The sequence below is a fragment of the Paenibacillus sp. AD87 genome (assembly GCF_001659845.1).
In the GTDB taxonomy this organism is placed as follows: Bacteria; Bacillota; Bacilli; order Paenibacillales; family Paenibacillaceae; genus Paenibacillus; species Paenibacillus marchantiae.
In genome coordinates, this window is sequence record NZ_LXQN01000021.1 from 53,423 (window position 1) to 76,252 (window position 22,830).

At 46.8% G+C, this 22,830-nt stretch carries 21 protein-coding genes, 13 tRNA genes, 4 rRNA genes and 1 pseudogene; 37 read left to right on the forward strand and 2 right to left on the reverse strand.

The genetic code is table 11. The annotated features are described in order from the left end of the window. Positions 1 to 60 precede the first annotated feature (60 nt). The 16 genes from gpAD87_RS28055 (at position 61) to gpAD87_RS28130 (ending at position 11,153) form a co-directional block, all read left to right on the forward strand. Positions 61 to 705, forward strand: a complete 645-nt coding sequence (locus gpAD87_RS28055; protein ID WP_024633570.1) for an adenylate kinase — start codon at positions 61 to 63, stop codon at positions 703 to 705. 4 nt (positions 706 to 709) lie between these two features. Then, positions 710 to 1,462 (forward strand): type I methionyl aminopeptidase, encoded by a 753-nt coding sequence (gene map, locus gpAD87_RS28060; protein WP_053779202.1) that lies wholly within the window; start codon positions 710 to 712, stop codon positions 1,460 to 1,462. A gap of 10 nt (positions 1,463 to 1,472) precedes the next feature. Then, entirely contained in the window at positions 1,473 to 1,781 is a 309-nt protein-coding gene (locus gpAD87_RS28065; protein ID WP_024633568.1) for a KOW domain-containing RNA-binding protein, read from the forward strand. A gap of 3 nt (positions 1,782 to 1,784) precedes the next feature. Continuing rightward, on the forward strand, positions 1,785 to 2,000 hold the full coding sequence (infA, locus tag gpAD87_RS28070) for a translation initiation factor IF-1 (RefSeq protein ID WP_017692098.1): 216 nt from the start codon (positions 1,785 to 1,787) through the stop codon (positions 1,998 to 2,000). Positions 2,001 to 2,152: 152 nt separating this feature from the next. Next, positions 2,153 to 2,266 (forward strand): 50S ribosomal protein L36, encoded by a 114-nt coding sequence (rpmJ, locus tag gpAD87_RS28075; RefSeq protein ID WP_003333770.1) that lies wholly within the window; start codon positions 2,153 to 2,155, stop codon positions 2,264 to 2,266. Between the two features lie 20 nt (positions 2,267 to 2,286). After that, positions 2,287 to 2,655: a 30S ribosomal protein S13 gene (gene rpsM / locus gpAD87_RS28080; RefSeq protein ID WP_053779200.1), complete on the forward strand. Its 369-nt coding sequence runs from the start codon at positions 2,287 to 2,289 to the stop codon at positions 2,653 to 2,655. A 19-nt stretch (positions 2,656 to 2,674) separates the two neighbouring features. Beyond that, on the forward strand, positions 2,675 to 3,070 hold the full coding sequence (gene rpsK / locus gpAD87_RS28085; RefSeq protein WP_017692100.1) for a 30S ribosomal protein S11: 396 nt from the start codon (positions 2,675 to 2,677) through the stop codon (positions 3,068 to 3,070). A gap of 136 nt (positions 3,071 to 3,206) precedes the next feature. Continuing rightward, on the forward strand, positions 3,207 to 4,151 hold the full coding sequence (locus gpAD87_RS28090) for a DNA-directed RNA polymerase subunit alpha (RefSeq protein WP_017692101.1): 945 nt from the start codon (positions 3,207 to 3,209) through the stop codon (positions 4,149 to 4,151). Positions 4,152 to 4,185: 34 nt separating this feature from the next. After that, complete coding sequence (gene rplQ / locus gpAD87_RS28095) at positions 4,186 to 4,551, forward strand: 50S ribosomal protein L17 (RefSeq protein WP_017692102.1); 366 nt, start codon at positions 4,186 to 4,188, stop codon at positions 4,549 to 4,551. A 159-nt stretch (positions 4,552 to 4,710) separates the two neighbouring features. After that, positions 4,711 to 5,484, forward strand: a complete 774-nt coding sequence (gene truA / locus gpAD87_RS28100; protein WP_064642095.1) for a tRNA pseudouridine(38-40) synthase TruA — start codon at positions 4,711 to 4,713, stop codon at positions 5,482 to 5,484. 205 nt (positions 5,485 to 5,689) lie between these two features. Further along, entirely contained in the window at positions 5,690 to 6,127 is a 438-nt protein-coding gene (gene rplM / locus gpAD87_RS28105) for a 50S ribosomal protein L13 (RefSeq protein WP_064642097.1), read from the forward strand. Positions 6,128 to 6,146: 19 nt separating this feature from the next. Then, the gene (rpsI, locus tag gpAD87_RS28110; protein WP_024633563.1) at positions 6,147 to 6,539 is read left to right on the forward strand and encodes a 30S ribosomal protein S9; all 393 of its coding nucleotides are present in this window, start codon (positions 6,147 to 6,149) and stop codon (positions 6,537 to 6,539) included. A gap of 672 nt (positions 6,540 to 7,211) precedes the next feature. Then, a complete protein-coding gene (locus gpAD87_RS28115; RefSeq protein ID WP_063567430.1) occupies positions 7,212 to 7,904 on the forward strand; it encodes a phosphoadenylyl-sulfate reductase in 693 nt (230 codons plus the stop codon). 75 nt (positions 7,905 to 7,979) lie between these two features. Further along, positions 7,980 to 9,149: a sulfate adenylyltransferase gene (sat, locus tag gpAD87_RS28120; protein WP_064642099.1), complete on the forward strand. Its 1,170-nt coding sequence runs from the start codon at positions 7,980 to 7,982 to the stop codon at positions 9,147 to 9,149. Between the two features lie 68 nt (positions 9,150 to 9,217). Continuing rightward, positions 9,218 to 9,973: an N-acetylmuramoyl-L-alanine amidase CwlD gene (gene cwlD, locus gpAD87_RS28125; protein ID WP_063567432.1), complete on the forward strand. Its 756-nt coding sequence runs from the start codon at positions 9,218 to 9,220 to the stop codon at positions 9,971 to 9,973. A gap of 79 nt (positions 9,974 to 10,052) precedes the next feature. Next, on the forward strand, positions 10,053 to 11,153 hold the full coding sequence (locus gpAD87_RS28130) for an Mrp/NBP35 family ATP-binding protein (protein WP_064642101.1): 1,101 nt from the start codon (positions 10,053 to 10,055) through the stop codon (positions 11,151 to 11,153). Between the two features lie 97 nt (positions 11,154 to 11,250). On the opposite strand, the gene gerD is transcribed toward gpAD87_RS28130, so the two are convergent. Next, positions 11,251 to 12,012, reverse strand: coding sequence for a spore germination lipoprotein GerD (gerD, locus tag gpAD87_RS28135; protein WP_063567434.1), 762 nt, complete (start codon positions 12,010 to 12,012; stop codon positions 11,251 to 11,253). A gap of 125 nt (positions 12,013 to 12,137) precedes the next feature. Between gerD and gpAD87_RS28140 the strand changes: the two genes are divergently transcribed. Continuing rightward, positions 12,138 to 12,767: a KinB-signaling pathway activation protein gene (locus tag gpAD87_RS28140; RefSeq protein ID WP_063567435.1), complete on the forward strand. Its 630-nt coding sequence runs from the start codon at positions 12,138 to 12,140 to the stop codon at positions 12,765 to 12,767. Positions 12,768 to 12,908: 141 nt separating this feature from the next. Here the strand turns inward: gpAD87_RS28140 and pdaB are convergent, their stop codons facing one another. Next, complete coding sequence (pdaB, locus tag gpAD87_RS28145; RefSeq protein WP_063567436.1) at positions 12,909 to 13,685, reverse strand: polysaccharide deacetylase family sporulation protein PdaB; 777 nt, start codon at positions 13,683 to 13,685, stop codon at positions 12,909 to 12,911. A gap of 121 nt (positions 13,686 to 13,806) precedes the next feature. Between pdaB and gpAD87_RS28150 the strand changes: the two genes are divergently transcribed. The 20 genes and pseudogenes from gpAD87_RS28150 to gpAD87_RS32725 form a co-directional block, all read left to right on the forward strand. Further along, on the forward strand, positions 13,807 to 14,424 hold the full coding sequence (locus gpAD87_RS28150; protein ID WP_064641162.1) for a stage II sporulation protein M: 618 nt from the start codon (positions 13,807 to 13,809) through the stop codon (positions 14,422 to 14,424). Positions 14,425 to 14,634: 210 nt separating this feature from the next. After that, a complete protein-coding gene (locus gpAD87_RS28155) occupies positions 14,635 to 14,865 on the forward strand; it encodes a hypothetical protein (RefSeq protein WP_017692114.1) in 231 nt (76 codons plus the stop codon). 496 nt (positions 14,866 to 15,361) lie between these two features. Further along, a 16S ribosomal RNA gene (locus gpAD87_RS28160) occupies positions 15,362 to 16,915 on the forward strand. Between the two features lie 105 nt (positions 16,916 to 17,020). After that, positions 17,021 to 17,136: ribosomal RNA gene (gene rrf, locus gpAD87_RS28165) — 5S ribosomal RNA — on the forward strand. 20 nt (positions 17,137 to 17,156) lie between these two features. Then, a tRNA-Ile gene (locus gpAD87_RS28170) sits at positions 17,157 to 17,229 on the forward strand. Positions 17,230 to 17,251: 22 nt separating this feature from the next. Continuing rightward, positions 17,252 to 17,327 (forward strand) — tRNA-Ala (locus gpAD87_RS28175). 203 nt (positions 17,328 to 17,530) lie between these two features. Beyond that, positions 17,531 to 20,456, forward strand: a 23S ribosomal RNA gene (locus gpAD87_RS28180). An 80-nt stretch (positions 20,457 to 20,536) separates the two neighbouring features. Continuing rightward, positions 20,537 to 20,653: ribosomal RNA gene (rrf, locus tag gpAD87_RS28185) — 5S ribosomal RNA — on the forward strand. The 16S, 23S and 5S rRNA genes sit together here with 13 tRNA genes alongside, the layout of an rRNA operon. 85 nt (positions 20,654 to 20,738) lie before the next feature. Beyond that, positions 20,739 to 20,814: transfer RNA gene (locus tag gpAD87_RS28190), tRNA-Asn, on the forward strand. A 3-nt stretch (positions 20,815 to 20,817) separates the two neighbouring features. Next, positions 20,818 to 20,890, forward strand: a tRNA-Thr gene (locus tag gpAD87_RS28195). A gap of 10 nt (positions 20,891 to 20,900) precedes the next feature. Beyond that, positions 20,901 to 20,972: transfer RNA gene (locus tag gpAD87_RS28200), tRNA-Glu, on the forward strand. Between the two features lie 123 nt (positions 20,973 to 21,095). Next, a tRNA-Val gene (locus tag gpAD87_RS28205) sits at positions 21,096 to 21,171 on the forward strand. Positions 21,172 to 21,181: 10 nt separating this feature from the next. Beyond that, a tRNA-Gln gene (locus gpAD87_RS28210) sits at positions 21,182 to 21,256 on the forward strand. A 16-nt stretch (positions 21,257 to 21,272) separates the two neighbouring features. Further along, positions 21,273 to 21,345 (forward strand) — tRNA-Lys (locus tag gpAD87_RS28215). 10 nt (positions 21,346 to 21,355) lie between these two features. After that, positions 21,356 to 21,437, forward strand: a tRNA-Leu gene (locus tag gpAD87_RS28220). An 8-nt stretch (positions 21,438 to 21,445) separates the two neighbouring features. Further along, positions 21,446 to 21,520, forward strand: a tRNA-Gly gene (locus gpAD87_RS28225). A gap of 20 nt (positions 21,521 to 21,540) precedes the next feature. Beyond that, positions 21,541 to 21,617, forward strand: a tRNA-Arg gene (locus gpAD87_RS28230). A 16-nt stretch (positions 21,618 to 21,633) separates the two neighbouring features. Then, positions 21,634 to 21,707: transfer RNA gene (locus tag gpAD87_RS28235), tRNA-Pro, on the forward strand. A 9-nt stretch (positions 21,708 to 21,716) separates the two neighbouring features. Beyond that, positions 21,717 to 21,787, forward strand: a tRNA-Gly gene (locus tag gpAD87_RS28240). A 572-nt stretch (positions 21,788 to 22,359) separates the two neighbouring features. Continuing rightward, positions 22,360 to 22,830: pseudogene (locus gpAD87_RS32725) on the forward strand (phosphoenolpyruvate carboxylase); the annotation flags it as partial.

Consider the following 22,830-nt stretch of genomic DNA (forward strand, 5'->3'; position numbering starts at 1 on the left):
TTGCCGGCACCTATTGTGCTGTTTGTTGATGTAGGGTAGTCTTGGAGGGAGTGACATAACGTGAACATCCTATTCATGGGCCCTCCGGGGGCAGGAAAAGGAACGCAAGCAGACGTCATTGTGAAAGAGTTCGGTATTCCCCACATTTCAACAGGCGATGCATTTCGTCTGGCGATTAAGCAGGGAACTCCCATTGGCCTGAAAGCCAAAGAATATATGGATCAAGGATTGCTCGTACCAGATGATGTAACCATCGGCATTGTTGAAGAACGTTTGCAGCAGCCTGATTGCAGAGAAGGATTCCTCTTGGATGGATTTCCAAGAACCCTGTCTCAAGCAGAAGCGCTCGATGGTATTCTGGATCGACTGAACTCAGGTCTCGATCATGTAATCAACCTGAAAGTGGACCGCAACAAATTGCTCGCCCGTTTGACGGGTCGTCGTATTTGTAAGAACTGTGGCGCCACATATCATGTCGTGTTCAATCCGCCCAAGCAGGAAGGTATTTGTGATAAATGCGGCGGTGACTTGTACCAGCGCTCTGATGATAATGAAGAGAGCGTAGGCACACGTCTCGACGAATATATCAACAAAACAGCACCACTCCTCACATTTTATGAGAACAAAGGCCTTCTTCGTCAAATGGACGGAGAGCAGGATATCGATCAAGTTTCTCATGAAATCGTGTCCCTGCTGCGAGGTTAATTGAATGATCATTGGTAAGTCCGAAACGGAACTGGGCTTGATGAGGGAAGCAGGGAGAATTGTTGCGGAAACGCATCGTCTCTTGGCAGAGCATATCGCTCCCGGTATTACGACTGGAGAACTTGACCATATGGCCGATCAATACATCCGCAGTCAAGGAGCTGTGCCGTCTTTCAAAGGTTATAACGGTTTCCCTGCCAGTGTGTGCGCTTCAGTGAATGAAGAGTTGGTGCATGGATTTCCCGGCAAACGAAAGTTGAACGAGGGCGATATCGTTACGTTTGACATTGGCGCGCAGTACCAGGGTTATCACGGAGATTCCGCCTGGACTTATCCAGTCGGCCGTATTTCCGAAGAAGCCCGTCGTCTTCTGGACGTTACCGAGGCTTCGTTATACGCAGGTCTGGCGCTGGTAAAACCGGACGTTCGCTTGTTTACAATATCTCATGCGATTCAGAAATATATTGAAGATGAAGGGTTCTCGGTAGTACGTGAATATGTCGGTCACGGTATAGGAGCGGATCTGCACGAAGAACCACAGATTCCGAACTATGGTCTTCCTGATCGGGGACCACGGCTTAAAGCGGGCATGGTGCTGGCCATAGAGCCGATGGTTAACGCAGGTAGACGGTATGTGAAAACGTTGGAAGATAACTGGACTGTCGTCACTGTTGATGGATCGTTATGCGCCCACTTTGAACACACCGTAGCAGTTACACATGAAGGCATGGAAATTTTCACAAAACTGAATGCGTAGGTGATAAGGCATGAACAATCAGTCTAATCCGCAGCTCGGTCAACTTGTGAAGATCCGTAAAGGCCGCAATGCGGACCAAGCCGCAGTAATTGTTGCTATAGCGGACAGTAAGTTCGTATATATTGCGGATGGGGACAAACGTAAGTTTGATCAACCCAAGAAGAAGAATATCCTTCATCTTGAACTCCAGCCGATGATTAGCAGCGAGGTTGTAAACAGTTTAAACGAGAGTGGTCGGGTGACAAACGGAAAGCTCCGCTATGCGGTTCATTCGTTTCTGGAATCCACCAACATTCAAGCTGAAGAGAAAGGAGACTGACTAATGGCCAAGGAAGATGTCATTGAAGTGGAAGGTACGGTTCTCGAACCGCTACCGAATGCAACGTTCAAGGTTGAGCTTGAGAACGGTCATCAAATTCTCGCTCACGTTTCCGGCAAGTTGCGGATGCACTTTATCCGTATCCTGACTGGAGACAAAGTAGTTGTTCAGTTATCACCTTATGATTTGACAAAAGGTCGTATAACTTACCGTAAATAGTAGTAGACAGTTGCAATGAACTGTGAAGCTTATGAAGCGGGTTTTGCCCGGCAAAACTTGCGAAAGCTTCGAAGCCGGTTTTACAATGGTAAAACAAGGTCAATGCTTACGAAGAGGGTTTTGCTTAGCAAAACTTTGAGGAGGTAATTCACATGAAGGTAAGACCTTCGGTCAAGCCGATTTGCGAAAAATGCAAAGTCATTCGCCGCAAAGGGAATGTTATGGTTATCTGTGAAAATCCGAAACACAAACAAAAACAAGGTTAAAGAAGGGGGTGTAGCGTAAAATGGCACGTATAGCTGGTGTGGATTTGCCACGTGATAAGCGCGTTGAGATCGCCTTGACTTATATTTTCGGAATCGGTAAAACGACTTCCCAGAAAATTCTGAGCACAACAGGCATCAATCGGGACACTCGTGTCCGTGATTTGACGGAAGATGAAGTCAGCAAATTGCGTGAAAGTATCGACAAAGAGGTCAAAGTAGAAGGTGACCTGCGTCGTGAAATCTCTTTGAATATTAAACGTTTGACGGAGATCGGTTGTTACCGTGGAGTTCGTCATCGTCGTGGTCTGCCTGTTCGTGGACAACGTACGAAAACGAATGCTCGTACTCGTAAAGGTCCTCGTCGTACTGTAGCGAACAAGAAGAAATAATAAGGGGGGATAAGAGAAAATGGCTAAACCGAAAAAAGTCGTACGTACTAAACGTCGTGACCGTAAAAATATTGAATCTGGCGTGGCACATATCCGCTCCACGTTCAATAACACTATCGTTACCATTACGGACCCTCACGGAAACGCAATTTCGTGGGCAAGCTCCGGCGGCCTCGGATTCAGAGGTTCCCGTAAATCGACTCCGTTTGCTGCACAAATGGCTGCTGAGACTGCTGCCAAAGCTGCAATGGAACATGGGATGAAAGCCGTTGAGGTTATGGTTAAAGGACCAGGCGCAGGCCGTGAAGCAGCGATCCGCTCTTTGCAAGCTGCTGGTCTTGAAGTTAACCTGATCAAAGACGTAACTCCAGTCCCGCATAACGGATGCCGTCCTCCAAAACGTCGTCGTGTCTAATGAGATTTGCCCCTGCGTGTGGTATATTTCCGGCACAATCTGCTAATAATGGTTGTTTAGGCATACTACTACATGTTTTCGCAAGAGAAGGTAAATGTTTCATAGAGGACCGACGTTTTGAAGGAGGGGTATTGCAGTGATTGAAATCGAAAAGCCGAAAATTGAGACGGTAGACGTCAACGATGATGGCACCTATGGGAAATTCGTAGTAGAACCGCTGGAGCGCGGATACGGTACGACGCTTGGAAACTCGCTTCGCCGAATCTTGCTCTCGTCACTGCCGGGTGCGGCAGTGTCTTCGGTTCAAATCGATGGCGTTCTGCATGAATTTGCTACAGTTCCTGGCGTAATGGAAGATGTTACGGAGGTCATTCTTAACCTGAAAGCTTTGTCGCTTAAAATTCATTCTGATGAGGAGAAAGTGCTCGAGATTGATGCTGAAGGCGAAGGAGCAATTACGGCTGGAGATATCCGTGCTGATTCCGATGTGGAAATCCTTAACCCGGATTTGCACATTGCTACGCTCGGACCAGGTTCGAGACTTCACATGCGTATTTTTGCCAATCGCGGTCGCGGCTACGTCCAGGCAGATCGGAATAAACGCGATGACCAGCCGATCGGCGTCATCCCAGTCGATTCCATCTTCACCCCGATCAGCCGCGTTAACTACGCTGTGGAAAATACGCGTGTCGGCCAAGTAACCAACTATGACAAGCTCACGTTGGAAGTTTGGACTGACGGAAGTATTCGTCCTGAAGAGGCTGTAAGCCTTGGCGCTAAAATTTTGACCGAGCATCTGATGCTCTTCGTGGGTCTTACAGACGAAGCGAAAGATGCAGAGATTATGGTCGAAAAAGAAGAAGACAAAAAAGAAAAAGTACTCGAAATGACGATCGAAGAGCTGGATCTCTCTGTTCGTTCCTACAACTGCCTCAAACGTGCCGGTATTAATACCGTACAAGAGCTGACTACGAAAACAGAAGAAGACATGATGAAAGTCCGTAACCTCGGACGCAAGTCTTTGGAAGAAGTTCAAGAGAAGCTTGAGGAACTTGGTTTGGGACTCCGTACAGAAGAATAGACAGCCGAGTGCTTGAAGTGAAGGAGGGAAAACAATGGCATACCAAAAGTTGGGCCGTAATTCCAGCGCACGTAAAGCTTTGTTCCGTGACCTGGTAACCGACCTGTTCTTATACGAACGCATTCAGACAACTGAAGCGAAAGCAAAAGAGGTTCGTTCTATTGCTGAAAAACTGATCACTAAAGCGAAAAAGGGAGATCTTCATGCCCGTCGCCAAGTGGCAGCTTATGTTCGCCGCGAAACAATCGATGGTGAGCAAGATGCAATCCAAAAACTGTTTAGCGAATTGTCCGGTCGTTACGCTGAGCGTCCAGGTGGATACACTCGTATCCTGAAACTGGGACCTCGTCGTGGTGACGCTGCGCCTATGGTTTACTTGGAACTGGTTGACCGCGCGTAAAACAGATGAGATGAGGAAAGGGGACAGAATCACTGATTCTGGATTAACCCTTTTTTTCTCTTCATTTCGGAATTCGTGCTGTAATAGAAGCTCCGAAAGGGGCTTCTTTTGCTGTTCGGGATAGGCACTTGTATAGTATGGAACAAAGGTGTGGTATTGATGCGCAACTTGTGTATGACGTTAACTTATGATGGCACTGCCTATTACGGCTTTCAGGTTCAACCAGGAGGGAATACCATTCAGGACCATCTTGAAGATGCCATTCGTGCTTTAACCGGTGAGAAGGTTAAAATTACGGGTTCAGGCAGAACGGATGCTGGCGTTCACGCACGCAGACAGATCTTCAATTTTCCTACGGAATCCCAGATCCCGATTGAACGATGGTGTATGGCGCTCAACTCCAGATTACCATCCGATATTATCGTTATTGATGTGGTTGAAGTACCAAACGATTTTCATTCTCGCTATGCTGCGAAAAAGAAAACGTATCGGTATACCGTCAATGCGAATCAATTCCCGGATGTATTCAACCGGAGGCTGCAATATCATCACCATGCCAAGCTGGACATTGCGGCAATGCAGGAGGGGTTGCGTCATTTTATTGGTACGTATGATTTCACCTCCTTTGCTTCACGCAAGTCTCAGAAAGAAAATCATGTACGTTCGGTATACGAAGCATGGATAGAAGTGGACCGTTCAATGTGTAGGGACCATCCGCGCGATCAGGGTGTCATTCACATCTATGTGAGTGGTAACGGCTTTTTGCAGCATATGGTTCGTATTATTGTAGGTACACTGCTGGAGGTCGGAGAGGGCAAACGGAAAGCCTCTGACGTACCGAATATGATTGCTGCTTGTAATCGTTCTGCTGCAGGACCTACTGCGGTTAGCTGCGGTTTAATGCTCTGGGACCTTGAATACAAAAAAGATTAAATTTGCGAAGTGAAATGCTTAATTAACACTTGCGATTTAAGCTCCTATCATGTAATATAAAAGTTGTGTTTTCTTAATGGCTTTCCCACAGCCCCAATTAAGAGGGTCACAACGAAAGAACTATCCATCAACACCTAAAGTTATCACTTAATGAATGAAGATAAATGAATATAATGATGTTGAACATTTTAAGGAGGAACTTTTCATGCGTACCACGTACATGGCGAAGCCTAACGAAGTTGAGCGCCAATGGCACATCATTGATGCCGATGGCAAAACGCTCGGACGTTTGGCGAGCGAAGCAGCTGCTTTGATCCGCGGCAAACATAAGCCACAATTCACTCCACATGTGGACACTGGCGATTTCGTTGTTATCATCAATGCAGAGAAAATTGTATTGACTGGTAAAAAAATGCAAGGTAAAAAATACTACCGTCACTCGATGCACCCAGGTGGTTTGAAAGTAACTACTGCTGAAGAGATGGTTAAAAACAAACCGGAACGTATGTTGGAATTGGCTGTTCGCGGTATGCTTCCTAAAACTCGCATGGGCGAGAAAATGAAGTTGAGACTTAAAGCGTACAGAGGCACTGAGCATCCACATGCAGCACAAAAACCAGAAGTTTATGAACTTCGCGGTTAATTAAAAGGAGGACAGTTTCATGGCACAAGTACAATACTATGGGACAGGTCGTCGTAAACATTCGGTAGCTCGTGTTCGCCTTGTACCGGGTGAAGGACGCATTGTCATCAATAAACGTGATATTAATGAATACTTCGGTTTGGAAACACTCAAACTGATCGTAAAACAACCACTGAACCTGACAGAAACACTCAGCAACTATGATGTTCTTGTTATCGCTCATGGTGGCGGAATCTCCGGTCAAGCCGGCGCTATCCGTCATGGTATCTCCCGCGCTCTGTTGAAAGCAGATCCGGAATACCGTGCTTCCCTGAAAAAAGCAGGATTCCTGACTCGTGACCCACGGATGAAAGAGCGTAAAAAATACGGTCTCAAAGCCGCACGTCGTGCACCTCAGTTCTCCAAACGTTAATATGCATTACAAGCCTTTGGCCTCGGTCAAAGGCTTTTTTTGTATTTACAGAGCAATAGGTGTATTAAATGTTCTTTACTTTAGAAGATGCACCAAAGTAGCTTCGGGTTCCTCTGTATCGGTTAAAGTTTCTTCCTCCAGCTAATATCCCAGTAAACGCAACCCTCCTATAGCACAAAGATCAAATTTGCAGGTTAGGAACATCATAATGGTTGTAATCATTCATTTTTCAATCTCAATTTTCATCAGTTTTTCTTATGGTTTTGATAAAGGTCCCTTACAATTGAAGAATAGGATTCCCGCATTTATCTCATTATTAAATCCTTCTCGTTTTTCTATATTCCTTCGATTCTATAGAGTTATTCTATACATCGTTTTATCAAATTGGCACCATAAACCCAGCAGTGGCAAAGGATTTCAATGACGAAGAGATAAGGATAAAATAAAAGTCGAAGACGTTACACATGGATGCTTTTATCCACAAATCGTTTAAATGCATAATTAACACCAAATTATATTCAAAACGAACAACAAAAAAATGGGCCAAAACTGATGTTTTTTACCATATGGCAGGCATTGACATCCCCCATGAAAGATTTATACTATACATAATTCATATTAGATTAGTCGGCTTTAGTGATTGTTGAAATGCAGAATGGGGGAAATGCAGACATGAACTTGTTGGAGAAAGAAGAACTTGCACGGACGAAGGCTGAAGAATTGGAAAACGCAAGTCCAGAGGATATTATTCGTTATGCTATTGAGACGTTTCCAAATATCACTTTTGCATGCAGCTTCGGTGCGGAGGATGTTGTACTTGTAGATATGCTTCAGAAGATCAGCCCATCCACGGATATATTTTATCTAGATACTGATTTTCATTTTAAGGAGACATACGAAACTCGTGATAAAATGAAAGAGAAATACAATCTTGATTTTGTACGTGTGGCTCCGAAAATTACTCCGGAGGAGCAGGCAGCTCAACATGGAGAACAATTGTGGAAGTCGGATCCTAATGCTTGCTGTAATATTCGGAAGGTTGAGCCGCTGACACGTATTCTATCCCAGTATGATGCATGGATTACCGGTATTCGGAGAGATCAAGCACCGACACGTGCAAATTCCAAGAAGGTCGAATATGATGCTAAGTTTGGACTTATGAAGTTCAACCCGATTGCACATTGGACTACAGAGGATGTATGGGATTATATTCGTGTCAATAATGTCGTGTACAATCCGCTGCATGATCAAAATTACCCGAGTATCGGTTGTGAGTATTGCACACGTCAGGTTATGCCTGGAGAAGATCCACGTGCGGGACGCTGGTCTGGGAACGAAAAAACGGAATGTGGTCTTCATAAATAATTTATTCAGAATAAGTGATGGATTTAGGATTCATTCTTGATGATATAAAAAATGGTGAAACAGGGAGCTGACAAGATGACTTCGATTCTGCCTCATGGAGGTACGCTGATTCAGCGTGTCGTACAAGGAGAAGAACGGGAACAATTATTACGAGAGAGTGAGAAACTGTCCTCTTTACGTATTAACAGCTGGACAATTTCGGATTTGGATCTCATTGGTGTGGGTGCATTCTCACCGCTTCAAGGTTTCATGAATGAAGAAGACTATCTTTCAGTTATATCTCGTATGCGTCTTGCTGACGGAACAGTCTGGAGTATCCCCATTACCTTAGCTGTAGATGAGCAGCAGGCTGCTTCACTCCAGATCGGTGAGACTGTGGTACTTATAGGCGATAATGACGGGGTAACCTATGGATTGCTGGAAGTGAAGAGCTTATATAAAGTAGATCAGGGTGAAGAAGCGCTTCGTGTCTTCAAGACGGATGATCCAGAGCACCCGGGTGTGAAGAAACTGCTGGAACGACCTGCAACGTATGTAGGAGGTCCAATTCAAGTGCTGAATCGTCCCAAACCGGCCAAGTTCGAACAGTTCTATTATGATCCTGCTGAGACACGGAAAACGTTCCAGGATAAAGGCTGGAAGACGGTTGTTGGTTTTCAGACGCGTAATCCGGTCCACCGTGCCCATGAGTACATTCAGAAGAGTGCAATGGAGATTGTGGACGCCCTGTTCTTAAACCCGCTTGTAGGCGAAACGAAGTCTGATGACGTGCCTGCCGATGTACGAATGAAGAGTTATCTGGTTTTGCTGGAGAACTATTATCCGGCTGATCGTGCGTTCCTAGGCGTATTCCCGGCGGCTATGCGGTATGCTGGCCCAAGAGAGGCCATTTTCCACGCAATGGTACGTAAAAATTATGGTTGTACTCACTTTATTGTAGGTCGCGACCATGCAGGTGTGGGTGACTATTACGGAACATATGAAGCGCAGGAGATCTTTACTAACTTCACACTGGAAGAACTCGGTATCACGCCTTTGTTCTTTGAACATAGTTTTTTCTGCACCAAATGTGGCAACATGGCATCAAGCAAAACCTGCCCGCATGATAAAGAACATCACATGGCTCTGTCTGGCACGAAAGTACGTGGTTTGCTACGAGATGGCCAATGCCCTCCACCTGAATTTACGCGCCCAGAGGTAGCTGAGGTACTGATTGAAGGAATGGCAGAGCAAGTCCGCTCCTAACGGTATATTTGTCCATCTTGTCCCATATAGATGATTAGAGTCATTTATAGGGACGAGGTGGTTTTTTTATGCGTAAAAATATGGGGAAGCACTTTGTGATCTGGATTAGGTTACGCACCATGAAGAGGGTCATGTTAAGCCTTTGTTTGCTTGCCATGTTTGTGGCGGTGGTGACGTATGAGTTGCCCTCCTCCAAAATGTCCGGTTACTGGGGGCTGCCATTAGCGGGAAAAGTCATTGCCATTGATGCAGGACATGGTGGGCCAGATGGGGGAGCAGTGAGTAAGCAGGGAGTCATTGAGAAAGATATCAATTTATCCATTGCGCTGTACGTACGAGATTATCTGCAGCAAGCAGGGGCCTTGGTTGTGATGACCCGAGAAATAGACACCGATTTGGCTGCTTCAGATACGAAAGGTTACTCCAAACGCAAGACGGAAGATCTGAAACAAAGAGTAAGAAGAATCGAGGATAAGCAGGCAGATCTCTTTATCAGCATTCATATGAACAGTGTACCTTCGAACCGCTGGAGTGGCGCTCAAGTTTTTTATACACCCAATCATCCCGATAATGCAGGATTAGCCAATCTGCTTCAGCAAGAAATGATTCGTAATCTGGAAAATACAGATCGAATCGCGAAAACGGTAAATACCGTTTATTTGCTCCAGGCGTTAAAAATTCCCTCGGCACTGGTGGAGGTCGGTTTCCTTTCTCACCCGGAAGAGGCGCGTCTGCTTGCTGATGAGACCTATCAGCGTAAAGTGGCTGCCTCCATCTATAACGGGATTCTCCGTTATTCGTCAGGGGAACGTCCTAAAAGTTAGTCACAATGAGAAAGGTAATGATATAATTGGATCAGCATACCTAATTACATGCCAATAGATAAAGCTGAGGTGCTGTCTGATGTTATCAAAAGAACAGATACTTGAACTATTGCAACCGTTGCAGGAACCGCAATTGGGCGTAAGTTTGACTGAACTGCAGTGGGTCCGTGATGTCATGGTTAAAGAAAATCATGTTGCTCTTACTATGGTGACGCTGGAGAACCGCACAGAGGATACAACTGCTCTAAGCGATGCCGCGCGCAACCTGTTGTCCCAACACGGAGTGAATGATGTACATATTCGTCTGCGTGCAGCGTCAGAGCATGAGCGTGAGAGCCTGAACATAGGACAAGCGGATCATGAGGAAGACCAGGACGAAGTGCTTGTCAAAGGCCATGCAGCAGGGCTGGACGGACATGAGTTGTTAAGTCCTGAATCCGGCGTACGTTTTATTGCTGTTGCTAGTGGTAAAGGCGGCGTCGGCAAATCGACGGTAACCGTTAATTTGGCTGCAGCTCTGGCACGTCAAGGCAAGAAGGTTGGCTTGATTGATGCAGATATATATGGCTTCAGTGTACCTGACATGATGGGCATTGAGGAATATCCAGTCGTTGAGGACGGGGTAATCCAACCCGTTGAGCGTTTCGGCGTAAAAGTGATGTCGATGGGATTCTTTATTCGAGAGAATAACCCGGTGATCTGGCGTGGACCTATGTTGGGGCGGATGTTGCGCCAATTCTTTACCGATGTAAACTGGGGAGAGTTGGATTATATGCTGCTTGATCTGCCTCCGGGTACGGGGGACGTCGCACTAGACGTACATCAGATGCTGCCTCACAGCAAAGAAATCATCGTTACAACACCTCATGCAACCGCTGCCTTTGTAGCTGCGCGTGCAGGTGCCATGGCCATTCAGACGGAACATGAGCTGCTTGGTGTGGTAGAGAACATGGCTTATTATGAATGTAGCAAATGCGGAGAGAAAGATTATGTATTTGGCCGGGGCGGTGGGGGTACTCTTGCCGAGAGTCTTCATACAGAGCTGCTTGCGCAGATTCCACTGGGAGCGCCGGATAATCATATTTCGGAGCCGGATTTTTCACCATCCGTGTATAAAGCGGATTCAAGCATCGGTGCGATCTACGACGAGGTTGCCCAGACTGTTGATGGCAAGTTTTAAATTTTCTAATGACGTAAAATATATAAAAAGGCCCACATCCATGGATGCGGGCTTTTTTTCAACATGTGATAACTTTTAACTTTAAAGTATGATCAAATTACGATCCTCCATTACTTCCGTCGCCACCACTGTTACCATCACTACTTCCGTCACTGCTGCCACTTCCGCCATCCCCATTGTCGTCTTTGCTTTGGCCCTCCTGTTTGCCGCCTTGTTCTGTTTTGGGTTGCAACTCATCCTGGACTACCTTCTTAAGCAAAGTCAGTACTTCCATTCGAAATAAAGGATTTTGCATGACTTCCTGCATAACGGTCATCGTTTGTTTACGATATTCTGGCGTTTTGGTCATATCCATAAACATCTTGGACACTTCAGGAGATTTCATGACATCCCCAATGGATTTTTGATACGTTGGATCTTTGATTAATTGCATATGCAGTTGCTTGCTTTGGGAGTTGATCACTTTGGCGAATTCACCTGCAAACTGTGGATCCGTCATAATTTTCTCGAATTCCTTCTGGTATTCAGGAGCCGTGATGGTATCTTTTACAGCTATACGTATTTGTTCTGAAGATTGCATAGGCATTAACATTTTCATACCCACTGTTCCAGATCCACCGCCAGAAGCCCCACTTTGGCCAGAAGCGCCGCCTTCGCCACCACCAGAAGAACTTTGTCCAGTGAGAGCTTCCTCGACCGCCTTTTTACCTTCGTCACTTTTGAGAATATCCACGACCATCGTTTTCATCTCTTTATAACCGCCCTGAGGAGGCGAATAATTCTGATCTGAGCCACAGCCGGCGAGCATGACGGATAGTCCAAGTACGACACAGCATAACTGCCACAAAGGCCGTTTCATGTGCACAACCCCTCCTTGATTAGATACTGGATGTAGTATGTGATGGGAAACCGCTAAATATGTTGAATGATGATGGTTTTTTGCTGTGAAGGTTGGTAAAATAAACTCTCGGGGGTGGAAAAGATTTGAATTTACGTAAATGGTTTTTCCTATTTTGGTCAGCTTTGCTTATTGGGGCTGCAGGATCATTAGTGACGGGTCTAATTATGATGTTGGTTAATGGAGAAAAAACGAATGGAATGACCGATTTTTTAATTTATCTCCTGATCTTGTTTGGTTCCGGTATTATGATTAGCGTGTATTCGCAAATGGGTTTTTTCGCATACTTGATATTGAACTATATGGGCAAAGGTGTATTTTCGAAACGCAGTTGGCAAATTGTACAGATTGTTCTAACCGTTTTGGCGTTACTTGATGTCATGTTTTTACGTTTGTTTGTTGGTGGGGAACGAGAACGGCTATCCGATATTGTGCTTGGAATCATTATTTTGGCAGCTGGAATTGTTACCGCTTACGTAAAGGTGAAAAAGACACATATTTCGGCGCTGGTGCCTACACTCTTTTTCATGGTGGCTGTTACCGTGGTGGAAACGATCGGTGTGCTGCGAATTGATGTGAATGCGGCTACCATCTTTATTGTGGTTCCACTGTTAATCTGTAATGCATACCAAATGCTGATATTGCACAGGCTGGTAGATGGGTCCATGGAGCAGCGGGTGAGTGGAAAGACCGAGGTACAAGAAAGTCATGCGTAGCGATTATCTTAAAAAAAACGCCAAAAAGAGCTAACCTGGTTAGCTCTTTTCCATTTATGGCGCTTCAGCGCCTTTTTACAAGGCATGGAGTACAGAAGGGAAGTATACAGTTTGCCTCAGCAATACTGCTTTAATTAACGTTTACTGTGCACTGGCTTGGTCGCGAACTTCCGTACCTTTGACACTTGAATGATTAAGCAGCTCAGAAACCGTCACGAATTCATACCCTTGATTTTTTAACTTGTCGATAATGACGGGTAATGCTTCATGCGTTTGTTTCGAGGAATCACTAGCGTGCAGCAGCACAATGTCACCAGGATGCGCCTTGCTAACTACACGATCAACAATGGTCTGTACACCAGGGTTCTTCCAATCCTGCGAATCGGTGTCCCATTGGACAACCTGATAATTCAGACTGCTGGCAACCTGGAGAACACGTTTGTCAAAGTCGCCATTAGGTAGACGCAGCAATTTCGGTTCTTTTCCCGTTAAATCGGTTAAAATGCTATGAGCTGTCGAAATTTCCTTGCGGATTTCCTCTTCAGTCAGGCTGCTGTAATTATCATGCTTGTGACCATGGCTGCCGATTTCGTATCCTGCGTCTTTGATGGCTGTTACAATCTCGGGGTGTGTCTTACTCCAGGGGGAGGACAAGAAGAAAGTGGCTTTCTGAACTTTATTTTCTTGGAGGACCTTCAGAATAGGCTCTGTCCTTTTATCTCCCCAGCTAATGTCAAAGGTGAGTGCAATAACCTTCTTCTCGGTTGGAACGCTGTATACGGCGGATGGTGCATCCTCCGAGAATACAGAAATATTGCCGCTCTCCAGATAAATAATCCCGATAGCAAAGACGGCAGCAACCAGCACAATCAGGAAACGTTTGATCTTTTTGCCGCTAAATACATAGAACGAGTTCATTTCAATAAGCGCCCCTCTCCCATAAGAAATGCTTGTTTACTCTCCAATGTATGCTCGTACCTCGCAGTTATTCGTATCAGACGTTTGTTTGTCCAACATCTTGGTTCCACAGGAGGATATTATGTTAAAATTCAGTACATTTCTTAGAGCTTTAGGTTCCATTCGTGGTGCATTAATCTGGTCGATCGTATTGTTTGTTGTTGGAATAGGCACGGGGTGGGTGAGTACAGGACCACTTGAGGATATATTGTTGAATCAAATCGGGGGACTAAGGGAAGTAAGTGAACGGCTAGAGCAGGGGAACAATGTGCAATGGAACTTCTTCCTCTTTATCTTTTTCAATAACGCCATCAAAAGTGTACTCGTGATCTATGCCGGTATCTTCTTTGGCATTCTGCCTGTCGTTTTCCTGTTGATCAATGGCATGGTTATCGGTTTTCTGGTACACACCACAATGAACTATGGGGCCAGCTTCTTTGATATTGTTGTAAAAGGACTTCTTCCACATGGCATTATTGAAATTCCGGTAATTATTATCGCTTGTGCATTCGGTTTAAGGTTTGGTGGATTAGCTCTCAAAAGTCTTGGTCAATTTGGCGGGGAGAAACGAAATACGATTGGCAGCCAATGGAGTGCGTTTATGCGCACAACGGTAACTGCATCCTGCTGGATTGTTATTTTGCTACTTGTTGCAGCGATTATTGAAAGTACACTTACCTACAGCCTGGTGCGAGGATAAATTTGTATGGGATGACATTCATAAATTTTCAGAAAGTTGACCATAACAATAAAACGGGTTTCAGTAGCAACCACCAAAGGACAAATAAAGATGATCCTGGGTTTGCTACTAAAACCGGCGCTGTCCGATATATAGCCTGAATTAAAGGGGCTCGAATATGACATACACTGGGACACGCCATTATCCATATGCAGAAAAAGGAGAACTCTAATGCTGGGTATGCTGTTTAACGAGAAGGAATGCAAGGAACTGGATTATGTATTGCGCAAAGAGCTTGATGAAATGTTGTTCGACTTAAGTGACAACCGTCTCGATCAAGAAATTAAATACGCCATAGCGAGTCGCTACAAGACTGTGTTCCGTATGTATGCGCGCTTTGCGCCACCCAAAGAGTTATCCAAATATGCTAGAGGCGGCAAACTAAAAAAATCCAAGCCATAATGATGTGGTCAGTGGGATGCTGAAGTTCACCATATAAGAGAGGTGCGGCCCGTAAAGCCAGCGCTGTACCTCAGACACCATGAATTAGGTATAGGTAGAATAGGCGGCTTTGAAAAGGGATATGAAACATTTTGTCGAAAAAGGGTTGACCTTTTTTGTTCAATATGATAAATTAATTTTCGTTCCTTTTTTAAGGAAAAGTTAACCGGAACAAGCGCTGGAATAAAGCGATTGAAAATAAATCGAAAAAAGTGCTTGCAAAGTAAACTTAAACATGATATATTATAAAAGTCGCCGCTGAAAATACGGTGACAAAGAAAACAGGAACAAATTGAATGTTTGATCTTTGAAAACTGAACAACGAGTGAGTAACGATCTTGCTTGCAAGATCGACGCTGAGAAATTGGTGCAAGTCTTCGGGCTGTATGATTTCGAAGCAAAAATGAGATTTTAATCTCGTCAGATTCAAAATGAGCTTATCGCTCTTTTCAATACTTTATTGGAGAGTTTGATCCTGGCTCAGGACGAACGCTGGCGGCATGCCTAATACATGCAAGTCGAGCGGACTTGAAGAGAAGCTTGCTTCTCGGATGGTTAGCGGCGGACGGGTGAGTAACACGTAGGCAACCTGCCCTCAAGTTTGGGACAACTACCGGAAACGGTAGCTAATACCGAATAGTTGTTTTCTTCTCCTGAAGAGAACTGGAAAGACGGAGCAATCTGTCACTTGGGGATGGGCCTGCGGCGCATTAGCTAGTTGGTGGGGTAACGGCTCACCAAGGCGACGATGCGTAGCCGACCTGAGAGGGTGATCGGCCACACTGGGACTGAGACACGGCCCAGACTCCTACGGGAGGCAGCAGTAGGGAATCTTCCGCAATGGGCGAAAGCCTGACGGAGCAATGCCGCGTGAGTGATGAAGGTTTTCGGATCGTAAAGCTCTGTTGCCAGGGAAGAACGCTTGGGAGAGTAACTGCTCTCAAGGTGACGGTACCTGAGAAGAAAGCCCCGGCTAACTACGTGCCAGCAGCCGCGGTAATACGTAGGGGGCAAGCGTTGTCCGGAATTATTGGGCGTAAAGCGCGCGCAGGCGGTCATTTAAGTCTGGTGTTTAATCCCGGGGCTCAACCCCGGATCGCACTGGAAACTGGGTGACTTGAGTGCAGAAGAGGAGAGTGGAATTCCACGTGTAGCGGTGAAATGCGTAGATATGTGGAGGAACACCAGTGGCGAAGGCGACTCTCTGGGCTGTAACTGACGCTGAGGCGCGAAAGCGTGGGGAGCAAACAGGATTAGATACCCTGGTAGTCCACGCCGTAAACGATGAGTGCTAGGTGTTAGGGGTTTCGATACCCTTGGTGCCGAAGTTAACACATTAAGCACTCCGCCTGGGGAGTACGGTCGCAAGACTGAAACTCAAAGGAATTGACGGGGACCCGCACAAGCAGTGGAGTATGTGGTTTAATTCGAAGCAACGCGAAGAACCTTACCAGGTCTTGACATCTGAATGACCGGTGCAGAGATGTACCTTTTCTTCGGAACATTCAAGACAGGTGGTGCATGGTTGTCGTCAGCTCGTGTCGTGAGATGTTGGGTTAAGTCCCGCAACGAGCGCAACCCTTATATTTAGTTGCCAGCACTTCGGGTGGGCACTCTAGATAGACTGCCGGTGACAAACCGGAGGAAGGTGGGGATGACGTCAAATCATCATGCCCCTTATGACCTGGGCTACACACGTACTACAATGGCCGGTACAACGGGCTGCGAAATCGCGAGATGGAGCCAATCCCAACAAAGCCGGTCTCAGTTCGGATTGCAGGCTGCAACTCGCCTGCATGAAGTCGGAATTGCTAGTAATCGCGGATCAGCATGCCGCGGTGAATACGTTCCCGGGTCTTGTACACACCGCCCGTCACACCACGAGAGTTTATAACACCCGAAGTCGGTGGGGTAACCGCAAGGAGCCAGCCGCCGAAGGTGGGATAGATGATTGGGGTGAAGTCGTAACAAGGTAGCCGTATCGGAAGGTGGCGGCTGGATCACCTCCTTTCTATGGAGAATCGTTTCCCGCGTGGAAACATTCAAATACAAAATCTAGCCAGGTCGGCTAGTTACTCACTCGTTGCTCAGTTTTGAGAGCTCAAACTCTCAAACGTTTGGTGGCGATAGCGAAGGGGTTCCACACGTTCCCATCCCGAACACGACCGTTAAGCCCTCAGCGTCGATGGTACTTGGACCGCAGGGTCCTGGGAGAGTAGAACGCCGCCAAGCGTCAATATGATATATAATGTGGCCTTGCTCAGTTGGTTAGAGCGCACCTCTGATAAGGGTGAGGCGGTGGTTCGAGTCCACCAGGGCCCACCATGTATACCTTACAATCTAATATGGGGCCATAGCTCAGCTGGGAGAGCGCCTGCCTTGCAAGCAGGAGGTCAGCGGTTCGATCCCGCTTGGCTCCACCAACAAGATTTTACAAGCTTGTTCTTTGAAAACTAGATATCGAACGAAAATTGCGAATTAGAACATTCCTTTTTAAGCTGAACTTGTGTTAAAACAAGTTTTAATAAATAGTGAAAACTGCATTGCGATGGTATCGAATGAGAGCGACTTTTGGCTTTGCGTAAGCAAAACAAGGGAAGCGAGCAGTCGAAACCGGAGCAACTATGGTTAAGCTACTAAGAGCACACGGAGGATGCCTAGGCGCTAGGAGCCGATGAAGGACGTGGCGAACAACGAAACTGCCTCGGGGAGCTGTAAGCAAGCTTTGATCCGGGGTGTCCGAATGGGGAAACCCAGCTGGGGTAATTTCCAGTTACTCATAACTGAATACATAGGTTATGTAGAGGCATACCAGGGGAACTGAAACATCTAAGTACCTTGAGGAAGAGAAAACAATAGTGATTCCGTCAGTAGCGGCGAGCGAACGCGGAGAAGCCCAAACCAGAGAGCTTGCTCTTTGGGGTTGTGGGACATCTCACATGGAGTTACAAAGGAACCGGTTAAACGAAGAGGTCTGGAAAGGCCCGCCAAAGAAGGTAAAAGCCCTGTACTTGAAAGTTGGTTCTCTCCGAGATGTATCCCGAGTAGTGCGGGGCACGTGAAACCCCGTATGAATCCGGCAGGACCATCTGCCAAGGCTAAATACTTCCTAGCGACCGATAGTGAAGCAGTACCGTGAGGGAAAGGTGAAAAGCACCCCGGAAGGGGAGTGAAATAGAACCTGAAACCGTGTGCTTACAAAAAGTCAGAGCCCGTTTTAGGGGTGATGGCGTGCCTTTTGTAGAATGAACCGGCGAGTTACGTTCCCGTGCAAGGTTAAGGTGAAGAGCCGGAGCCGCAGCGAAAGCGAGTCTGAATAGGGCGACATAGTACGTGGACGTAGACCCGAAACCGGGTGATCTACCCCTGTCCAGGGTGAAGGTGCGGTAACACGCACTGGAGGCCCGAACCCACGCATGTTGAAAAATGCGGGGATGAGGTGGGGGTAGCGGAGAAATTCCAATCGAACTCGGAGATAGCTGGTTCTCCCCGAAATAGCTTTAGGGCTAGCCTCGGAAAACAGAGTCGTGGAGGTAGAGCACTGATTGGGTGCGGGGCCCGCAAGGGTTACCAAGCTCAGTCAAACTCCGAATGCCATAGACTTACTTCCGGGAGTCAGACAGTGAGTGCTAAGATCCATTGTCAAAAGGGAAACAGCCCAGACCATCAGCTAAGGTCCCCAAGTGTGTGTTAAGTGGGAAAGGATGTGGAGTTGCACAGACAACCAGGATGTTGGCTTAGAAGCAGCCACCATTGAAAGAGTGCGTAATAGCTCACTGGTCGAGTGACTCTGCGCCGAAAATGTAACGGGGCTAAACACACCACCGAAGCTATGGCTTGATGCTTTGCATCAGGGGTAGGGGAGCGTTGTATAAGGGTTGAAGGTGTACCGTAAGGAGCGCTGGACATTATACAAGTGAGAATGCCGGTATGAGTAACGAAAAGATCAGTGAGAATCTGATCCGCCGAAAGCCTAAGGGTTCCTGAGGAAGGCTCGTCCGCTCAGGGTAAGTCGGGACCTAAGGCGAGGCCGAAAGGCGTAGTCGAAGGACAACAGGTCGAAATTCCTGTACCACCGTAAGCCGTTATGAGCAATGGGGGGACGCAGCAGGGTAGTGACGCGGACTGATGGATGTCCGTCTAAGCAGTGAGGCTGATGTGTAGGCAAATCCGCACATCGTTAAGGCTGGGCTGTGATGGGGAGCGAAAATTATAGTAGCGAAGGTCATGATCTCACACTGCCAAGAAAAGCCTCTAGCCAGGTGATGGTGCCCGTACCGCAAACCGACACAGGTAGGCGAGAAGAGAATTCTAAGGCGCGCGGAAGAACTCTCGTTAAGGAACTCGGCAAAATGACCCCGTAACTTCGGGAGAAGGGGTGCCCCGGTAGTGTGAATAGCACGAGGGGGCCGCAGTGAAAAGGCCCAAGCGACTGTTTAGCAAAAACACAGGTCTGTGCGAAGCCGTAAGGCGAAGTATACGGGCTGACGCCTGCCCGGTGCTGGAAGGTTAAGGGGAGCGGTTAGGAGCAATCCGAAGCTGTGAACCGAAGCCCCAGTAAACGGCGGCCGTAACTATAACGGTCCTAAGGTAGCGAAATTCCTTGTCAGGTAAATTCTGACCCGCACGAATGGCGTAACGACTTGGGCGCTGTCTCAACGAGAGATCCGGTGAAATTTTAATACCTGTGAAGATGCAGGTTACCCGCGACAAGACGGAAAGACCCCATGGAGCTTTACTGCAGCTTGATATTGAATTTGGGTACGATCTGTACAGGATAGGTGGGAGCCTTTGAAACGTGAGCGCCAGCTTGCGTGGAGGCACCGTTGGGATACCACCCTGATCGTATCTAGGTTCTAACCTGGTACCGTAATCCGGTGCGGGGACAGTGTCAGGTGGGCAGTTTGACTGGGGCGGTCGCCTCCTAAAGAGTAACGGAGGCGCCCAAAGGTTCCCTCAGAATGGTTGGAAATCATTCGAAGAGTGCAAAGGCATAAGGGAGCTTGACTGCGAGACCTACAAGTCGAGCAGGGACGAAAGTCGGGCTTAGTGATCCGGTGGTACCGCATGGAAGGGCCATCGCTCAACGGATAAAAGCTACCCTGGGGATAACAGGCTTATCTCCCCCAAGAGTCCACATCGACGGGGAGGTTTGGCACCTCGATGTCGGCTCATCGCATCCTGGGGCTGAAGTAGGTCCCAAGGGTTGGGCTGTTCGCCCATTAAAGCGGTACGCGAGCTGGGTTCAGAACGTCGTGAGACAGTTCGGTCCCTATCTGTCGTGGGCGTAGGAAATTTGAGAGGAGCTGTCCTTAGTACGAGAGGACCGGGATGGACGTACCGCTGGTGTACCAGTTGTTCCGCCAGGAGCACCGCTGGGTAGCTATGTACGGAAGGGATAAGCGCTGAAAGCATCTAAGCGTGAAGCCCCCCTCAAGATGAGATTTCCCAGTATGTAAGACCCCTTGAAGACGACGAGGTAGATAGGCTGGGGGTGGAAGTGCAGCAATGCATGGAGCTGACCAGTACTAATCGGTCGAGGGCTTATCCAAATATGCAAGTTGTAAATCGCACATTTCGTTTCGGATCTAGTTTTCAGAGAATAAACTCTGAATGTAAGCTATGCTATGCGTTTGGTGGCGATGGCGGAGGGGTTCCACACGTACCCATCCCGAACACGACCGTTAAGCCCTCTAGCGCCGATGGTACTTGGACCGCAGGGTCCTGGGAGAGTAGGACGCCGCCAAGCGAACTCTTTCATCCTACATAGAAAACAGGCTCTGCATGTTAACGTTGTATGATGAATTGCATTTGCACTGCAAATGCATATTATTCCCCTGATAGCTCAGTTGGTAGAGCACTCGACTGTTAATCGAGTTGTCACAGGTTCGAGCCCTGTTCGGGGAGCCATTTGCTCTCATAGCTCAGTAGGTAGAGTGCATCCATGGTAAGGATGAGGTCACCGGTTCGATCCCGGTTGAGAGCTTTGGAAATGGGGCCCGTTGGTCAAGGGGTTAAGACACCTCCCTTTCACGGAGGTAACAGGGGTTCGAATCCCCTACGGGTCATAGCTATATTTATTAGCTTAAAAAAGGGATGAGAATCCCAAAGGTTCGTCGGAGGATAAACTTCGTTAGCAATGGCTTCGCAGTCTCGAACGAAGTGAGAGTATCCCCTACGGGTCATAGGATGGAGGCTTAGCTCAGCTGGGAGAGCATCTGCCTTACAAGCAGAGGGTCGGGGGTTCGATCCCCTCAGCCTCCACCACTTAACTTAATGGGGATTAGCCAAGCGGTAAGGCAACGGACTTTGACTCCGTCATGCATAGGTTCAAATCCTATATCCCCAGCCATTTTAATTTTTAGTTTGAGTCATTAGCTCAGTTGGTAGAGCACCTGACTTTTAATCAGGGTGTCGAAGGTTCGAGCCCTTCATGACTCACTTTTCACATGCGCGTGTGGCGGAATTGGCAGACGCACTAGACTTAGGATCTAGCGTTTCACGACGTGGGGGTTCAAGTCCCTCCACGCGCATAGGTTTTGCGGACGTGGCTCAGCGGTAGAGCATCGCCTTGCCAAGGCGAGGGTCGTGGGTTCGATTCCCATCGTCCGCTCCAATCTTTTTAAAGTTTTATATGCGCCCTTAGCTCAGCTGGATAGAGCGTTTGACTACGAATCAAAAGGCCGGGAGTTCGAATCTCTCAGGGCGCGCCATTATTTTCATAAGTATCGGGATGTAGCTCAGCTTGGTAGAGCACCTGGTTTGGGACCAGGGGGTCGCATGTTCAAATCGTGTCATCCCGATTTTTATTTGCGGGTGTAGTTCAATGGTAGAACTTTAGCCTTCCAAGCTAATAGCGTGGGTTCGATTCCCATCACCCGCTTCATGTTTCATTAGAAAGCCTCTGTATACAGAGGCTTTTGTTTTTTTCATAGAAACAACACCTCATTAATAATACCAATCTCCTCTATATTCGTTTGTTAAGTGAAAGAATACCTCCGAACTCCTTCATTAAATTCTGCTAAAAGAATCAAAAAATTATAAATACACTCTTTAATTTATTGCGTCACTGTGATAAAGTATACAAAAGCTTGCTTTGCCGGTCATGTTTCTTTATGTTTCGTCTGGTTTGTAACAATGGAAATCATGCAGATACGAATCGATTCAGGTACAACAAACATTCCCAGTCTAACTGTATATTTATGAAAAATTTAGAATAGGTATGAGTTATTCGAGTAATGAAAGTACGTGAAAAAGGTATCATGCGACAGCATTTGACCATTAATCGAAGCAGAACAAGAAAATGAATAATAAAGCGTGTTTTTGTGCTGTAAATCAGGGTAAATCCCATTTTTACTAGTAGAAAATAAAGATTTTCGTACCATTTTATTGTATGATGTTATGAAGGTGTCAAATTTACGTGTACGAATGGAACGATCAGATGGGAGGATAAGCATGACTGAAACTATGGTAACCGCCAGCAAAGCCAATCCAACAACCTGCTTCGGCGAGACGTGCGGTTCCTGGGCAATATACTCGGAGAAGTTCTTGTCCATCAAGGAGGCACGGAGCTTCTAGATATCGTTGAGAAGATTCGGGAAACGAGCAAATCGTTGCGTGCAGAGTTCTTGCCAGAACTTTATGCAGAGTTCAAAACGATGATCCAGGAATTAGACTCGGAAAATCGCCATCAGGTGATTCGAGCTTTTGCGATTTATTTTCAATTAGTTAACATTGCTGAACAAAACCATCGGATCCGGCGTAAACGGGATTATGAACGTTCTGCAGGGGACGCTGTGCAGCCAGGATCGATTGAAAAAGCAGTACAAGATCTGAAGGAACGCGGACTGTCTCACACGGAAGTAGAGGATATTCTAGACGAGTTATCGCTGGAATTGGTGATGACAGCTCATCCAACCGAAGCCA

What these genes read in the sequence shown, in the direction of transcription:
- map (WP_053779202.1), top strand. Translation starts at nt 710, where the DNA reads ATGATCATTGGTAAGTCCGAAACGGAACTGGGCTTGATGAGGGAAGCA.
- gpAD87_RS28065 (WP_024633568.1), top strand. Translation starts at nt 1,473, where the DNA reads ATGAACAATCAGTCTAATCCGCAGCTCGGTCAACTTGTGAAGATCCGT.
- infA (WP_017692098.1), top strand. Translation starts at nt 1,785, where the DNA reads ATGGCCAAGGAAGATGTCATTGAAGTGGAAGGTACGGTTCTCGAACCG.
- rpmJ (WP_003333770.1), top strand. Translation starts at nt 2,153, where the DNA reads ATGAAGGTAAGACCTTCGGTCAAGCCGATTTGCGAAAAATGCAAAGTC.
- rpsM (WP_053779200.1), top strand. Translation starts at nt 2,287, where the DNA reads ATGGCACGTATAGCTGGTGTGGATTTGCCACGTGATAAGCGCGTTGAG.
- rpsK (WP_017692100.1), top strand. Translation starts at nt 2,675, where the DNA reads ATGGCTAAACCGAAAAAAGTCGTACGTACTAAACGTCGTGACCGTAAA.
- rplQ (WP_017692102.1), top strand. Translation starts at nt 4,186, where the DNA reads ATGGCATACCAAAAGTTGGGCCGTAATTCCAGCGCACGTAAAGCTTTG.
- truA (WP_064642095.1), top strand. Translation starts at nt 4,711, where the DNA reads ATGCGCAACTTGTGTATGACGTTAACTTATGATGGCACTGCCTATTAC.
- rplM (WP_064642097.1), top strand. Translation starts at nt 5,690, where the DNA reads ATGCGTACCACGTACATGGCGAAGCCTAACGAAGTTGAGCGCCAATGG.
- rpsI (WP_024633563.1), top strand. Translation starts at nt 6,147, where the DNA reads ATGGCACAAGTACAATACTATGGGACAGGTCGTCGTAAACATTCGGTA.
- gpAD87_RS28115 (WP_063567430.1), top strand. Translation starts at nt 7,212, where the DNA reads ATGAACTTGTTGGAGAAAGAAGAACTTGCACGGACGAAGGCTGAAGAA.
- sat (WP_064642099.1), top strand. Translation starts at nt 7,980, where the DNA reads ATGACTTCGATTCTGCCTCATGGAGGTACGCTGATTCAGCGTGTCGTA.
- cwlD (WP_063567432.1), top strand. Translation starts at nt 9,218, where the DNA reads ATGCGTAAAAATATGGGGAAGCACTTTGTGATCTGGATTAGGTTACGC.
- gpAD87_RS28130 (WP_064642101.1), top strand. Translation starts at nt 10,053, where the DNA reads ATGTTATCAAAAGAACAGATACTTGAACTATTGCAACCGTTGCAGGAA.
- gerD (WP_063567434.1), bottom strand. Translation starts at nt 12,012, where the DNA reads ATGAAACGGCCTTTGTGGCAGTTATGCTGTGTCGTACTTGGACTATCC.
- pdaB (WP_063567436.1), bottom strand. Translation starts at nt 13,685, where the DNA reads ATGAACTCGTTCTATGTATTTAGCGGCAAAAAGATCAAACGTTTCCTG.
- gpAD87_RS28150 (WP_064641162.1), top strand. Translation starts at nt 13,807, where the DNA reads ATGTTAAAATTCAGTACATTTCTTAGAGCTTTAGGTTCCATTCGTGGT.
- gpAD87_RS28155 (WP_017692114.1), top strand. Translation starts at nt 14,635, where the DNA reads ATGCTGGGTATGCTGTTTAACGAGAAGGAATGCAAGGAACTGGATTAT.